Origin of the sequence: Streptacidiphilus anmyonensis, from assembly GCF_000787855.1 — a bacterium.
GTDB lineage: Bacteria > Actinomycetota > Actinomycetes > Streptomycetales > Streptomycetaceae > Streptacidiphilus > Streptacidiphilus anmyonensis.
In genome coordinates, this window is the sequence record NZ_BBPQ01000037.1 from 38,758 (window position 1) to 53,596 (window position 14,839).

A 14,839-nucleotide genomic window follows, 5' to 3' on the forward strand; every position below is an offset into this window, starting at 1 on the left:
GTCGGCCGACCGTCCACCAGAACACCACGCGCGTAGACAGCACGGGAAGCTGTCGGCGGTTAAATGTGCATGACCACTACACAACGCACACAGGGAGGCCCTGTGCAGGGCCTCCCTGTACGAACTCTCCAGCAACCCCGCTGGTCAGCGCAGATGTGAGGTGTCGTTGAAAAGCCTGAGCGACGCGTTGCCGTCCGCATAGAACTGGACAGCGGACACAGCCGCCGCACTCAGCTCCATCCGGTACAGCGCCTCCGTCGGCGCGCCCAGGGCGAGTCGGACGAGCGACTTGATCGGCGTCACGTGCGAGACCACCAGGACCGTGCGTCCGGCGTAGCGGGCCAGCAGCCGGTCGCGCGCGGCGGCCACGCGACGGCCGACGGCGACGAAGCTCTCCCCGTCCGGCGGGGCCGTCCGCGGGGAGGCCAACCAGGCGTCCAGGGCCTCGGGCTGACGCTCCTTCACCTCGGCGAAGGTGAGCCCCTCGAACGAGCCGAAGTCGGCCTCGCGCAGCGCCTCCTCGACGCGGACCTCGAGGCCCAGCACGTCGGCGACCGCCTGCGCGGTCTCCCGGCAGCGGCGCAGCGGCGAGCTGACGATCGCCTCGACGGTGCCGTGCGCGGCGAGGGCCGCGGCGGCGCGCTCGGCCTGCCAGCGCCCGCGCTCGGAGAGCGCCGGGTCGCCGCCGCCGCTGCCGGAGAAGCGCTTCTCCGGCGTCAGCGCGGTCTCGCCGTGGCGCAGCAGTACGAAGGTGGTGGGCTTGCCCATGTCCGCGGGCGCGGCCCAGCCCGCGGGAGCGGTGACCGTCGGCTGCGGCAGCGGCAGGGGCTCGGCGACCGGCTGTCCCGGGACCGGCTCGGCGGAAGGGCCGGAGACCGGTGCGACGGAGACCATTGCGGCGGTGACCGGCGACGCCTGCGGGGGCAGCTTCGGCTCCCAGGCACGGCCCGCCTGGCCCGCGTCCATCGCCTCGTTGGCGAGCCGGTCCGCGTGCTTGTTCTCCTTGCGCGGCACCCAGCGGTACTGCACCTGCCCCTCCAGGAAAGCCGTACGGGCCTCGGCCGCGAGCGGCTTCATGTCCGGATGCCTGACCTGCCAGCGGCCGGACATCTGCTCCACGACGAGCTTGGAGTCCATCCGCACCTCGACCGCGGCGGCCGGGTCGATCGCGGCGGCCGCGCGCAGGCCGGCGATCAGGCCGCGGTACTCGGCCACGTTGTTGGTGACGCGGCCGAGGTACTCGGCCGCCTCCGCCAGCACCTCGCCGGTGTCGCCGTCGCGCACGACCGCGCCGTAGCCGGCGGGGCCGGGGTTGCCCCGCGACCCGCCGTCGGCCTCGACGACGAACCGGCGACCCCCCGGAGCGCTCCCGCCGGTCGTCACAGACCGGACTCCGAGGTGCGGATCAGGATGCGTCCGCAGTTCTCGCAGCGCACGACCTCGTCCGCGGCGGCGGAGCGCACGGCGCCGAGGTCGGTGATGGACAGCTCCACCCGGCAGCCCTCGCAACGGCGCTGGAAAAGGCGCGCCGCGCCGACGCCGGCGTTCTGCGTGCGCAGGCGGGTGTAGAGCTTCATCAGGTCGGCCGGAATGGCGGCGGCCAGGGTCTCGCGGTCGCGGGTGACCTTCTCCACCTCGGCGTCGATCGAGCCGTAGGAGGTGGCGCGGCGCTCCTCGGCCTCCTTGACGGAGCGCTCGGCCTCGTCGCGGCGGGCCGTCATCTCGCTGACGCGGGTCTGCCCCGACTCGAGCCGCTCCATGATCTCCAGGACCACGTCCTCCAGGTCGCTCTGGCGCTTGGCCAGCGAGCCGACCTCGTGCTGGAGGTTGGTGAGGTCCTTGGCGGAGCCGACCGAGCCGGAGTCGAGCAGCTTCTGGTTGCGGGCGGCACGCTGGCGCACCTGGTCGACGTCCTGCTCGGCCTTGGTGAGCTCGCGCTGGGTGTCGCTCAGCTGGGTCTCCGCGGCGACGGTGAGCGAGCGCAGCTGGGCGAGGTCGGTGGAACGCTGCTCGATCTCGGCGTGCTCGGGCAGCGTCCGCCGACGGTGGGCGAGCTGGTCGAGGCGGGAGTCGAGTGCCTGCAGGTCCAGCAGGCGGATCTGGTCGGCGGGCGCGGCGTTCAGGGGGAGCTCCTCAGACGGTGGTCGGTGCGAAAGACATGGGGGCGTGCGCGGTCCACGGGTCGGTGACGTGGGTGGACACCCGCGTCGAAAGGCCCCAGCCGTGCTTCTCGGAGACGGCCAGCAGCGCGCTCTCGGCGCTGCGCAGCCAGGGCCACTCGGTGGCCCAGTGGGCGGCGTCGACCAGGGCGATGTCCGCGTGCTCGCGGGCCTCGGAGGCCGGGTGGTGGCGCAGGTCGGCAGTGACGTAGGCGTCGACGCCGGCGGCGCGGACCTGGGCGAAGAAGCTGTCGCCGGAGCCGCCGCAGACCGCGACGCGGCGCACGGGGCGGTCCGGGTCCCCTGCGGCGCGCACGCCCTGGGCGGTGGCGGGCAGACCGGCCGCGACGCGGGCGGCGAAGGCGGCGAGCGGCTCGGGGGCGGGCAGCTCGCCGATCCGGCCGGTGCCGCGGCGTCCCGCCGGGTCGGTCGGGTCCGGGATCAGCGGGCCCGTCACGCGCAGGCCGACGGCCTCGGCGAGGGCGTCGGAGACGCCCGGGTCGGCGACGTCGGCGTTGGTGTGCGCGACCATCAGCGCGATGCCCTGGCGGACCAGGGTGTGCACGACCTTGCCCTTGAAGGTGTCGGCCGCCACGGTCGTGGTGCCGCGCAGGTAGAGCGGGTGGTGCGTGACGACGAGCTGGGCGCCGAAGGCGACGGCCTCGTCGACGACGGCCTGCACCGGATCGACGGCGAACAGGACGCGGCTGACCTCGTCCTCCGGGTCACCGCAGACCAGACCGACGGCGTCCCAGGACTCGGCCCAGGCGGGCGGGTAGAGCTCGTCGAGGGCTCGGCGGACGTCGGAGAGTTTCGGCACGTGTCCGAGGGTATCGCGGCGCGGTGGCCGCATCGGACAGCGCGCAAGGTTACGGGCCGAGAAGGAGCTCCACCCGTACGAGTGATGTATCCGCGATCCCGTGCGAGCGGCGCACGCCCGTCAGTAGCTTCGGTGGTGCGGACGGGCCCCACCGAGGAGGCCCACCGAGGAGGGCCCGGCCAAGCCCTGAACAAGCGAGCCAGAACAAGCGAGCCTGAACAGCGAACGCGAACAAGCGAGCCCGAACGACGCGAGCGGCTCCCGTGAGCTCTTCCGGACGCTGCGCGCCTGCCCTTCTCCTGCCCTTCTCCTGATCCTTCCGTTTCCGGCGACGTGCATCGTCCCGACCGAGCTGCGGTGGTGCATCCATGACCGCGATCCCCCTCACCGTCCCTCCCCGCGTCGGCGCCGCCACCGGGTCGGCGGCGCCGGCCGCCGCCGCGCTGCGGCGCGTCAGCTTCACCTTCGCCGCCGACGGCTCGCACGCCGCATGCCTGGCGGCCGAGGCCGACGGCCGGTGGTTCGTGGAGAGCTGGCGGCTGGGCGGGGCCCCGGGCGAGGTCTGCGCGCCGCAACCGCTGCGCCCGGGCGCCGGCGGGCGGCGCTCGGAGGACGTCCACTCGCAGCTCGTCGCGCTGACCGACGGCCGGGTGCTGATCTGCCGTCACGAGGGCGCGCAGCAGCAGCTGGTCGTGCGCGGCACGGACGGCCAGGCGGACCTGTCGGCGGGCCGCCTCCACCAGGCGGGCGTACGGCTGCTGCCGCTGCCCGCTCCGGGGGCGGGCGCGCCGGTCGCCCTCGCGCTGGGCACGGACGGGGAGAGGTCCACCATGGTCTGGCTGGTCAGCGCGGACGGGGTCTCCGCGCCGCAGCCGGTCGCCGAGCTGCCCGGTCTCTACGGCGGCGGCGTCTGGCTGGACCGGGGCGGCCGGCTGCTCGGCCTGGACCGCCTGGAGCGTCGGGCCGACGGCACGGGCCGGGTCAAGACGGTCGTGCTGGACCTCGTCTCGGGCGGGCTCTCGCCGCTGCTCGAGCTCACCGAGCACAGCAACGACCGCCTCGCCGCCTGCGATCCGGCCGGTGGTCTGATCCTGGTCCGCAGCGACGCGCCGGGTGAGGACCGTCTCGGTTGGGGCCGCCTCGGCTCGGACGAGCCGCTGCGCTTCCCCGAGTGCCTGCGCGGCGGGCAGCACTTCCTCCGCCCCGTCGCGATCGAGCCGGGCCGCAACCGGGTGGCGGTCCAGGCGGACTGGGGCGCCGGTTCGACGCTGGCGCTGTGGGAGCCGGGCGGCACGCGGCTCGAACCGCTGCCGATCCCGCCCGGTCGCTTCGGCGGCGTGGCGCACTGGTCGGCGGCGGGCCTGCGGATGCCCTACTCGGCGCCGGACCAGCCGGCGGCGATGGCCTCGATCGACGTCGACCTGCTGCTGAGCGGCGAGACGCGGCCGCTGCCGCAGCCGGAGAGGCCCCGGCTGGCGCCGGTGCAGGGCGGTCGGGCCGGGTTGGCCAGCGTGGTCCAGGTCATACCGCAGCCCGTGGAGACCGGCTGGCGACTGGACGGCAGCACCCGGCGCGGCGACGGCCGCCCCTGGGAGAGCGCGCGGACGGTCACCCTGCCGGGAGCCGCGGGCCCGGTAGAGGGCGTCGTCTACGGCGGCGAGGAGTGGCTGACCGCAGAGCACCTGGTCATGGCCCTGCACGGCGGCCCCGCCGACGCCTGGCACCTGGAGTTCGAGCCGACCTTGCAGCGGTTGGCGGCGGAGGGCATGGCCGTGGTCGCCCCCAACCAGCGCGGCAGCACGGGTTACGGCGTCGAGCACGCCCAGGCCGTCCAGCACGCCTGGGGCGGGCCGGATCTGGAGGACGTGCTGACACTGCTGCAGAGCATCGGCGGCCAGCGCGAGTCGCTGGGCCTCGGCCGGGTGGCCCTGTTCGGCGTCAGTTACGGCGCGTTCCTCGCGCTGCTGGCGGCCGGCACCGCCCCGGATCTGGTCACGCGGGTGGCGGCGGTCTCCCCGTTCCTCTCCGGCGCGCGCCTGGCCGCCGACGCGGGCCCCGCGGTGCGCGGTCTCACCGAGCGGATGGGCGCGGCGACGGATCTGCCCGACGGTCCACGCGACGTCCTGCTGCTGTGCCACCGGCTGACGGCGGAGGTGCTGGTCGTCCACGGAGACCGGGACGAGGTCGTGCCCGTCACGCAATCACGGTTGCTGCGCCAGGAGTTGCTGCGGATCGGCCGGGTGGAGGGGGTCGACTTCCAGTACGTGGAGGCGGCACGTGCGGGCCACGAGGTGCTCGCCGAGGAGGGTGCGCCACTGTTGCAGGAGTTGTTGGCGAGTTTTTTGAGGAGCGTGCGAACGGTGTGAACCGGTGGGAACGGCGTGCACGGGGCTACTAGGGTGGGTCACCAGCACGAATGCCGGAAGACAGAACAAACACGGAGAAGACGACTCTCATGTCTGATGCCCTCACCGACATCACCACTGAGAACGCCGCGGAGGAGGACCCGCACGGTCGCCACCGCGGCCACATCGCCGAAGACGAGGGGCAGGAGGCGAACCCCCACGGTCGCCACCGTCGCGCCGAGTAGCACCCCGGGGCGCGGGCCGAGCCCGCGCCCCACAGGTCATCCCGTGTGCCGCAGCCCCAGGACCTCCGTGTTGGCGAAGCCGTCGCCCGGCCTCCGTTCGGCGTAGAACGGGGTCATCAGCTCGTCCAGCTCGCCGGGCGTGAAGACCTCCTTGGCCGTGTCGAACTTCGCCAGGACCGGCGGGGCGCCGAGGACCGCGACCATGCCGCCGTGGACCACGAAGCACTGGCCGTTCACCGAGGCCGCCGCCGGGGAGGCCAGATAGGCGACCAGCGGGGAGACGTGCTCGGGGGCGAGCGGGTCGACGCCCGTCTCGGGTGCGCCCATGGATCCGACGAACACGTCCTCGGTCATGCGCGTCCGGGCCCGCGGGCAGATGACGTTGGCGGTGACGCCGTACCGCGCCAGCGCGTTCGCGCTGCTGGTGGTGAGGCCGACGATGCCGCCCTTCGCCGCCGCGTAGTTGGGCTGGCCCGCCGAGCCCGCGACGAACGCCTCGGAGGAGGTGTTGACGATCCGCCCGTACACCGGCTGACCGGTCGCCTTGCTGCGGTCGCGCCAGTGCGCCGCCGCCGCGCGAGTCGTGGCGAAGTGACCGCGCAGGTGGACGCGGATGACGGAGTCCCACTCCTCCTGCGTCATGGAGAAGACCATGCGGTCGCGCAGGATGCCCGCGTTGTTGACCAGGATGTCCAGCCGCCCGTAGGTGGCGACCGCCAGGTCGACCAGCGCCTGGGCGGTGTCGGTCTCGGCGATGTCGCCGTAGTGCGCGACGGCCCTGCCGCCCGCGGCGACGATCTCCGCGACCGTCTCGTCGGCGGGTGCGGCCGACGCGCCGCCGCTGCCGTCGCGGCCGGGCGCGCCGAAGTCGTTGACGACGACGTTCGCGCCCGCGCGGGCCAGCTCCAGCGCCTCGGCCCGGCCGAGGCCGCGACCGGCGCCGGTGACGACGGCGGTGAGACCGTCGAGCGAAGTGGTGGTCACGCGTCCGCCCCCATGGTGATGACGGTCCGCAGCGCCTCTCCGGTCCGCATCTGCTCGATGGCGTCGTTGACCTGGCCGAGCGGGACGTGGTGGGTGACCATGCCCTCGAGGTCGAGGCGGCCGGACCGCCACAGCTCGATGACCTTGCGGTAGGTGGCCGGCACGTCCGCGCCGCCGTAGAGCGAGGGCAGGACCCGCTTCTCGTTGAAGAACAGCTCGAACATGTTGAACTGCGCGTTGTCGTCCATCGCGCCCGCGCCGACCACGACGAGAGCGCCGCCGCGCCGGACCGCGTCGTAGGCGGCCCGCACGGTCGCCGAGCGGCCCACGACCTCGAAGGCGTAGTCGAAGCCCTCGCCGCCGGTGATCCGGGTCTTGGCGTCGCTCAGCTCGTCGGGGTGGACGGCCTCGGTCGCGCCGAAGCGCAGCGCCCACGCGCGGCGGGCGGGGACGGGGTCGACGGCGAGGATCTGGGCGGCGCCGCAGACCTTCGCGCCCTGGATCGCGGCGATGCCGACGCCGCCGCAGCCGATCACGGCGACCTTCGAACCGGGCAGAACCTTGGCGGTGTTGACCGCGGCGCCGACGCCGGTGGTGACGCCGCAGCCGATCAGCGCCGCGACCTCGTAGGGGACGTCGTCGGGGATCTTCACGGCGCAGCCCGCCGCGACGACGCTCTCCTCGGCGAAGGTGCCGGTGGCGGAGAAGCCGAAGAGGTCCTTGCCGTCGTGCCGGTAGTTGGGCGTGCCCATGTTGGCGAAGGCGGCCAGGCACAGGTTGCCCTCGCCGCGCAGGCAGGAGGGACAGGCGCCGCACGGCGGCATCCAGCAGACGATGACCCGGTCGCCGACGGCCAGGCCGGTCACGCCGGCGCCGACCTCGACGACCTCGCCGGCGCCCTCGTGGCCGGGGACGAACGGGGCGGGCTGCGGCAGCACGCCGCTCATCGCGGACAGGTCGGAGTGGCAGAGGCTGGCGGCCTTCATCTTGATCCGGACCTGGCCGGGGCCGGTCGCCGGGGTCTCGACGCCGTCGTGGACCTCCAGTTTCTCCTGGCCGGTCTCGTGCAGAACCGCTGCGCGCATGTTCTTCGCTCCTCGGTCGGGCGGTGCGGATGGAGAGACGGTGGTGCGGGTTCGGCGCCGGCCGGCCCGGGCCGCGGCGGGCCAGGGTTGGTCAGCGCTGGTCAGGGCTGGTCAGGGCTGGTCAGGGCTGGTGGGTGACGACGGTGTCGGCGAGGACAGGCGCGTCGTCGCGCTCCACGCTCGTCGCCGTGACGAGCAGCCGCTCCGCGCCGTCGCGCCAGATCCGGACGCGCAGCGTCTCGCCGGGGAAGAAGATCCCGGCGAAGCGGGTCCGGTACTCGCGCACCCGGGAGGCGTCGCCGCCGAGGACGGCGTCGACGACGGCCTTGAGGGTGACGCCGTAGGAGCACAGTCCGTGCAGGATCGGGCGGTCGAAGCCGGCCAGCTTGGCGAAGTCGGGATCGGCGTGGAGCGGGTTCCAGTCCCCCGAGAGGCGGTAGAGCAGCGCCTGGTCGTGGCGGACGGGGATCTCGCGCACCGCGTCCGGCTCGCGGTCCGGCAGTTCGACGCGGACGGTCTCGCCGCGCTCGCCGCCGAAGCCGCCCTCGCCGCGGACGAAGATCTCGGTGTCGCAGGTGTAGAGGGGGCCGTCGGCGTCGGCGGCCTCGCTGCGCATGACGAGGACGGCGGCCTTGCCCTTGTCGTAGACGGCGGCCAGCGAGCTGGTCAGCTGGGCGCGGCCGGTGGCGGGGATCGGGCGGTGCAGCTCGATGCGCTGGCCGCCGTGGAGCACCTGGGCGAGGTTGATCTGCAGGCCTGGCAGGTTGAACGCGCCCGCCTTGGCCAGGCCGCCGCCGGCGACGGTGACGAAGCTGGGCAGCACCTGGAGGTCCTTCTCGTAGGTCCAGCGCAGCTCGTCGGGGTCGGTGGCCGGTCGCTGCGCGCCCGCGCCGATGCCCAGGTGGTAGAGGATCACGTCCTTGTGGTCCCAGGCGAGTTCGGTGACACGGGCGGGGGCGGCGAGGGCTTCGGCGGGGTTGATGGGCATGGAGAGCCTTTCGGAACCTGAGGGCATTGGTGGACCCCGACGCGGCCGTCCGCACCGTCGGCCGCGCCGGGGTCGCTTCGACGCGGGCTCCGACTGCTGCTGGTCCGGCCGGTCCCGCGGGCTGTGGGCTGTACTGGAGGAGCGTGAGCTAGAACAAGTTCTAGCGCAAAGCGCTCGAGTTGAGAACGCCCTGACACGGGTCAGTCACACAGAGCCGCCTCCGGTGGTCGTCCGGGGCGGTCACCTGCGCAGCAGAGTCACGACAGCTGCGCCGCCGAGGCCGATGTTGTGGGCGAGACCCACATGTGCGTTCGGGACCTGGCGGCCCTCCGCCTCGCCTCGCAGCTGCCAGACGAGTTCGGCGCACTGCGCGAGGCCGGTGGCGCCCAGAGGGTGCCCCTTGGAGATCAGGCCGCCCGAGGGGTTGACCACCCAGCGGCCGCCGTAGGTGGTCGCGCCCTCGGCGACGAGCTTGCCGCCCGCGCCGTCCGGACACATCCCGAGCGCCTCGTAGGTGAGCAGCTCGTTGACGGAGAAGCAGTCGTGCAGCTCGATGACGTCGACGTCCTCGATCCCGAGGCCGGACTGCTCGAAGACGGCCCGCCCCGCCTCGCGCGACATCGGTTTGCCGACGACGTCGATGCAGGAGCCGGAGGCGAAACTCTCCTCCGTGTCGGTCGTCATCGCCTGGGCCGCGATCTCCACCGCGCGATCCTCCAGGCCGTGCTCGCGCACGAAGCGCCCGCTCGCCACGATCGCGGCCGCCGCCCCGTCGGAGGTGGGCGAGCACTGGAGCTTGGTGAGCGGCGCGTGGATGGTCCGCGCGGCCAGCACCTCCTCCAGGGTGTACTCGTCGCGGAACTGGGCGCGGGGATTGGCCGCCGAGTGCCGGTGGTTCTTCACGCCGACGAGGGCGAGCTGCTCGGCGGTGGTGCCGTGGCGCTCCATGTGCTCGCGGGCGGCGTTGCCGAAGATCTGCGCGGTCGGCGGGGTGGCCTCGAAGCCGTGCCGGGCGGCCATGACGCCGTAGTGGCGGGCGACGGGGCTGGCCGCGAAACCGCCCGCGCCCGCGCCGCCGCCGAGCGCGCCCTTGCTCATCTGCTCGAAGCCCAGCGCGAGCACGCAGTCGTTGATTCCACCCGCCACGAACTGACGCGCCATCATCAGGGCGGTCGAGCCGGTGGCGCAGTTGTTGTTGACGTTGTAGACCGGGACGCCGCTCAGGCCGATGGTGTAGACGGCGCGCTGCCCGGCGGTGGACTGCTGGTGGCAGTAGCCGACGGCGGCCTGCTCGACGAGGTCGTAGCCGATCCCGGCGTCGGCGAGGGCGGCCTCGCCGGCCTCCTTGGCCATGTCCCAGTAGTGCCAGTCACGTGATTCGGGTTTCTCGAACTTCGTCATGCCGACGCCGACGAGGAACACCTTCTCGGTCATCTCTCCTCCGTTAGGGCTGCGGGTCGCGTGGGAGGCCGAGGATGCGCTCGGCGACGACGTTGAGCTGGACCTGGGTGGTGCCGCCGGCGATGGTCAGGCAGCGCGACATCAGCGCCGCGTGCCCGGCCACGCGCCCGACGTCCTCGTACACCGCGCCCGCCTCCCCGCACAGCTCCAGCGCGTATGCGGCGACGCGCTGCGCGTGCGGGGCGGAGACGAGCTTGCGCACGCTCCCGCCCGCCCCGGGGTCCAGGCCGTCGAGCGCGCTGAGCGTGGTGCGCAGGTCGATGCAGGCGAGGACGTGCTCGTCGGCGACGAGGCGGCCGACCACGGCCGGGTCGCCGCCCGTCGCGCGCAGCAGGCGCTGGACGGCGGGGCCGGTGGGGCTGGCGTCGGCCATGTGGACGCGCTCGTTGCCGAGCGTGTGCCGGGCCACCCGCCACCCGTCGTCGACGGCGCCGACCACGGCGTCGGCGGGCAGCCGCACGTCGTCGAGGAAGACCTCGTTGAAGACGGCGTCGCCGGTCAGTTCGCGCAGCGGGCGGATGCTGATGCCCGGCGTGCCGCGCATGTCGACGACGAAGTAGGTGAGGCCCTGGTGCTTGGGCTTCTCCGGTGAGGTGCGGGCGAGCAGGATGCCGAAGTCGGCGGTCCGGGCGCTGGAGGTCCACACCTTCTGGCCGTCGACACGCCAACTGCCGTCCTCCTGCCGGACCGCGCGGGTGCGCAGCGAGGCGAGGTCGGAGCCGGCCTCCGGCTCGGAGAAGAGCTGGCACCAGGTCAGCTCGCCGCGCAGGGTCGGCATCAGCAGCCGCTCGCGCTGGGCGTCGGTGCCGTGGGCGACGAGGGAGGGCACGACCCAGTTGCCGATGGTCAGGTCCGGCAGCCGCACCCCGGCGGCGCGCAGCTCCTGCTCGACGACGAGTTGGCGCAGCGGTCCGGCTCCCAGCCCGTAGGGGGGCGGGAGGTGCGGCGCGGCCCAGCCGTCGGGCGCGAGGCGGCGGCGCTGCCCGGCCGGATCGAGCCCGGCGACGGCGACCGCGGCGGCTCGGGCGTCGGCGCGGAACTCCTCCGCCTCGGGCGGCAGTTCCAGCTGCGGACGCCACTCCCCGGTGTGCGCGGCCGCGTCGGCGACCGCACGCCACAGCGCCCCTTCTCCGCCGAGGAGTTGGCGCAGCGAGAGAGCCCGGCGCAGGCGCAGGTGGGCGTCGTGCTCCCAGGTGAAGCCGATGCCGCCGAGGATCTGGACGCAGTCCTCGGCGTTGGCGCAGGCCGCGTCGACAGCGAGGGCCGCGGCGACGGCGGCGGTCAACGGCGTGGTCTCCCGCGCGGCGGCCCAGGTCGCTGCGGCGGCCTTCTCGGCGCGGACCAGCAGCCCGGCGCAGAGGTGCTTGACAGCCTGGAACTGGCCGATGGGCCGACCGAACTGCTCGCGGACCTTGGCGTGGGCGGTGGCGGTCTCCAGCGCCCAGCGAGCGAGGCCACAGGCCTCGGCGGCGAGCAGCGTCCGCACGACCGCGTCCGCGGCGGCGTCACCGCGCTCAGCCGCGCCAGCGGCGTCGGCGGCGTCGGCGGCGTTGTCAGTATCACCACTGGTGTCGATGTCGGCGAGGCCGTCGAGGCGCTCGGCCGGGACGTCGTCGAACGCGACGCGGGCGAGCCCGCGGGTCGGGTCGAGCGGCGTCAGCGGGGTGATCCGCGCGGCGGAGGCGGGGACCGCGTACCAGACCGGACCGCTCTCACCGACGGCCCGGACCACCAGCAGCTCCGCCTCCGCCGCACCGGGCACGACGCCGGCCGCCTCGTCCAGGCGTCCGTCCGGCGTCGCCGTCACCGCTCCGCGCCAGGCCACGGCGGCGGTCAGTCCGCCCTCGGCGAGAGCGGCGAGGCGCGGGTCGCCGCGATCCGCGCGGGCGAGCAGCGCGGCGGCGAGAACCGTCGGCAGGTAGCCGCCGGGCAGCAGCGCCCGGCCGGTCTCCTCGACGACCACGGCGAGATCGAGCAGTCCGCCGCCGCCACCGCCCGCCGCCTCGGGCAGGTGCGGGCCGAGCAGTCCCTGCTCGGCCAGCCCCTTCCACCACGAGGGCCGGGCGGTCCCCACCGCACCCGGCTCCTCCGCCAGCGCCGCCCTGACCACCGGCCCGGGAACCTCCCGCTCCAGCAGGCGCCGCACCGAGCCCCGCAACTCCCGGTGCTCCTCGCTGATGCCGACGGCCATGGACGCCCCTTTCCTGAGCTGACGTGGCGTCAGATTAGAACGTGTTCCAGAAATTGGGAAGCCCGGCGTCGGGCTCCTTGGACTCCCCTTCCTCGGCGGGTGCCGATCGGGCATGATCTCCCGTCATGACCACGCCCGTGACCAGCGAAAAGACCGTCTGCCCGAAATGCTCAGGCTCGCTCACGACTGACCCGCGATTCACCAAGTGGTGCCCTTCGTGCCATTGGAACGCCCTGCCGCAGGGCGCACCGAGCACCGACGGAGCGGGCAAGACGCGTGGTCGACTCGCCCAGCTCGACGAGGCCCTGGAACAGCGCCTCTACCAGCAGGTCACCACGCAGGGGGCGGAGTTGCGCCCGCGTCGCGGCGGCGCGCACCTGGCCGTCGCCCTCCTCGCCCTGCCCGTCCACCTGCTCACGCTGGCCGCGCTCGCCGGTGCCGTGGTGCTGCTGCGGATCAACGTGTGGACGGCCGACATCGCCGCGGTGCTGCTGCTCGGGGCCGCCTGGCTGGGCCGTCCCCGGCTCGGCAGTCTCTCCCGGCTCGCGGCCAAGCGGCACCGGGTCACCCGCGAGGAGGCGCCGCGGCTGTGGGCGCTGGCTGACGGCGTCGCGGACGAGCTGGGCACCCGCCGCGCCGACGTCATCCTGGTCGACGGCCGGTTCAACGCCTCCTACGCACGCGTCGGCTGGCGCCGCCGGACGGTGCTGATCCTGGGACTGCCGCTGTGGGTGTCCCTCACCGAACAGGAGCGGGTCGCCCTGCTGGCCCACGAGTTCGGCCACGGTGCCAACGGCGACAGCCGTCGCGGTGTCTGGCTCGGTGCGGCTCTCGGCAGCCTGTCCGAGTGGGTGCAGCTGCTGAGACCGTCGCGGATCCGGACGCGCGCCGGCGTCGAGGCGCTCGCAGCCATGCTCGCGTACGCGCTCCAGACGGTCCTGAACGCCGTCGCCGAGCTCTACCTGCGTCTGCTGCTGCGGGTCACCCGCCTGGACAGCCGCCGGGCCGAGTACCTGGCGGACTCCTTCACGGTCCGGCTGGCGGGCACGGCAGGCGCCGCCGGCCTCATGGAGGCACTGCGCCTGGAGACCGCCTACGAGACCATGATCGCGCAGCGGAGCATGGCGGCCCAGCGAATCCCCGCGCAGCGCCGACGCGCTGCGCGCGGGACGGCCGTACAGGGGGCCGACCAGGAGGAGAAGCGGCCGACCGAGGAGCAGCCGGACCTGTGGACCAGCCTCGCCGCCTACGTCCGCTCGATCCCGCCGGAGGAGCGCACCCGCCGCGTGATAGCGGCGCAGCTCGGCCGCGAGTCGTTCGACACGACCCACCCGCCGACCCACCTGCGGCTCGCCTTCGTGCGCGGCCTGCCCGCCGGCGAGCCCGCCGTCACGCTCGACGAGCCGAGCTCGGTCGCGATCGACCGGGAGCTGGCGCCTGTGGGCCGCCGCATCGAGGCCGCGGTGACCGACCGCTGAAGGACGGCCGCGCCGACGAAGTGACCGGCCGGTAGGGTGACCCGCTATGGACGCGACGCGAGAGATCAGCCCCGCCCGGCCGCAGGCGCGGGTGCTGGCCGCCTTCGAGGCGGCGACGGGGTTCATGCCGGTGGACGAGGGCCTCGCCCTCTACGCGGCGGCCGCCGAGGCGACCGCCGCCACCGGCCTGCCGGTACTGGAGATCGGCACGTACTGCGGCCGCTCCACCCTCCTGCTCGCCGAGGCGGCCCGACTGGCCGGGACCGTCGCGATCACCGTCGACCACCACCGGGGCTCGGAGGAGCAGCAGCCCGGCTGGGAGTACCACGACACCAGCCTGGTCGACCCCGAGGTCGGCCTGATGGACACCCTCCCCCGCTTCCGCCGCACCCTCCACGCGGCCGGGCTGGAGCCGTACGTCGTCGCGCTCGTCGGACGCTCTCCGCAGCTCGCGGCGCTGTGGGGCACGCAGGTCGGCCTGGTCTTCATCGACGGCGGCCACACCGACGAGCACGCGACCGGCGACTACGAGGGCTGGGTCCCGCATCTCGCGCCGCAGGGCCTGCTGGTCGTGCACGACGTCTTCCCCGACCCGCAGGACGGCGGCCAGGCGCCGTACCGCGTCTACCTGCGTGCGCTCGACGAGGGCTTCCGCGAGGTCTCGGTCACCGGCTCGCTGCGGGTTCTGCGCCGCGAGGGCTGAGCGGGCAGCGCCGAAAGCGGAGTTCTTGATCGCACAAAGCCGCCTGCGCGCTGCGGGGGTTCGATACGGTGGCGCCCATCGGTTTCGGGGTACCTGCGGTACGCGGCGAGGTGGGCGATGAGCGATCGGGACGGCACGAGCCCCGCAGTGTGGGATCCGACCGCGAACGGCGGCGCGGGCGGTTGGGTCCGCGGGGGCGCGCCGCGCGCCACACCCCCTCAGGATCCGCGCGCGAGCGCGGGTACGGGCGCGGGCGCCGCGCCCGCGCCGAGTGACGCGGAGGAGACGGCGGTCCTGCCGCCGATCCCCGCTGCGCCCCCGTCCGGCGGCGGCTACCACGCATCCCTCGGCGGCCCCGCCCCCTTCACCCCGCCGAACAC

At 74.1% G+C, this 14,839-nt stretch carries 12 protein-coding genes and 1 pseudogene; 5 read left to right on the top strand and 8 right to left on the bottom strand.

Annotation, left to right across the window (positions count from 1 at the left end; all coding sequences use genetic code 11):
* Nucleotides 1–144: 144 nt before the first annotated feature.
* Genes TR50_RS26620 through TR50_RS26630 form a run of 3 tightly spaced genes read right to left on the bottom strand, consistent with a single transcriptional unit; the run spans nt 145 to nt 2,979 of the window.
* Nucleotides 145–1,383, bottom strand: coding sequence for a bifunctional RNase H/acid phosphatase (locus TR50_RS26620; protein ID WP_042427163.1), 1,239 nt, complete (start codon nt 1,381–1,383; stop codon nt 145–147).
* A complete protein-coding gene (locus TR50_RS48210) occupies nt 1,380–2,123 on the bottom strand; it encodes a zinc ribbon domain-containing protein (protein ID WP_201776882.1) in 744 nt (247 codons plus the stop codon). Before TR50_RS48210 ends, TR50_RS26620 begins: the two co-directional genes overlap by 4 nt.
* A 10-nt stretch (nt 2,124–2,133) precedes the next feature.
* A complete protein-coding gene (locus TR50_RS26630; RefSeq protein WP_042427170.1) occupies nt 2,134–2,979 on the bottom strand; it encodes a Nif3-like dinuclear metal center hexameric protein in 846 nt (281 codons plus the stop codon).
* 368 nt (nt 2,980–3,347) lie between these two features.
* Between TR50_RS26630 and TR50_RS42960 the strand changes: the two genes are divergently transcribed.
* Together TR50_RS42960 and TR50_RS49830 are read left to right on the top strand one after the other, a co-directional pair.
* A complete protein-coding gene (locus TR50_RS42960) occupies nt 3,348–5,345 on the top strand; it encodes an alpha/beta hydrolase family protein (RefSeq protein WP_052441340.1) in 1,998 nt (665 codons plus the stop codon).
* A gap of 89 nt (nt 5,346–5,434) precedes the next feature.
* Nucleotides 5,435–5,569: a hypothetical protein gene (locus tag TR50_RS49830; RefSeq protein ID WP_269084814.1), complete on the top strand. Its 135-nt coding sequence runs from the start codon at nt 5,435–5,437 to the stop codon at nt 5,567–5,569.
* 36 nt (nt 5,570–5,605) lie between these two features.
* Here the strand turns inward: TR50_RS49830 and TR50_RS26640 are convergent, their stop codons facing one another.
* The 5 genes from TR50_RS26640 to TR50_RS26660 form a co-directional block, all read right to left on the bottom strand.
* Nucleotides 5,606–6,553: a 3-oxoacyl-ACP reductase gene (locus TR50_RS26640; protein ID WP_042427173.1), complete on the bottom strand. Its 948-nt coding sequence runs from the start codon at nt 6,551–6,553 to the stop codon at nt 5,606–5,608.
* Nucleotides 6,550–7,638: a Zn-dependent alcohol dehydrogenase gene (locus tag TR50_RS26645; protein ID WP_042427176.1), complete on the bottom strand. Its 1,089-nt coding sequence runs from the start codon at nt 7,636–7,638 to the stop codon at nt 6,550–6,552. Before TR50_RS26645 ends, TR50_RS26640 begins: the two co-directional genes overlap by 4 nt.
* A 121-nt stretch (nt 7,639–7,759) precedes the next feature.
* On the bottom strand, nt 7,760–8,626 hold the full coding sequence (gene chsH3, locus TR50_RS26650; RefSeq protein WP_042427179.1) for an enoyl-CoA hydratase ChsH3: 867 nt from the start codon (nt 8,624–8,626) through the stop codon (nt 7,760–7,762).
* Nucleotides 8,627–8,866: 240 nt separating this feature from the next.
* On the bottom strand, nt 8,867–10,060 hold the full coding sequence (locus TR50_RS26655; RefSeq protein ID WP_042427182.1) for a lipid-transfer protein: 1,194 nt from the start codon (nt 10,058–10,060) through the stop codon (nt 8,867–8,869).
* 10 nt (nt 10,061–10,070) lie between these two features.
* Nucleotides 10,071–12,278 (bottom strand): acyl-CoA dehydrogenase family protein, encoded by a 2,208-nt coding sequence (locus tag TR50_RS26660; protein ID WP_042427185.1) that lies wholly within the window; start codon nt 12,276–12,278, stop codon nt 10,071–10,073.
* Between the two features lie 125 nt (nt 12,279–12,403).
* Here TR50_RS26660 and TR50_RS26665 point away from each other — a divergent pair, with 125 nt between their 5' ends.
* From TR50_RS26665 to TR50_RS47045, 3 genes and pseudogenes are all read left to right on the top strand, one after another.
* Nucleotides 12,404–13,756, top strand: a complete 1,353-nt coding sequence (locus TR50_RS26665) for a M48 family metallopeptidase (RefSeq protein WP_052441341.1) — start codon at nt 12,404–12,406, stop codon at nt 13,754–13,756.
* Between the two features lie 46 nt (nt 13,757–13,802).
* Entirely contained in the window at nt 13,803–14,459 is a 657-nt protein-coding gene (locus tag TR50_RS26670; protein ID WP_042427188.1) for a class I SAM-dependent methyltransferase, read from the top strand.
* Nucleotides 14,460–14,576: 117 nt separating this feature from the next.
* Nucleotides 14,577–14,839 (top strand): annotated as a pseudogene (locus TR50_RS47045) (serine/threonine-protein kinase); the annotation flags it as partial.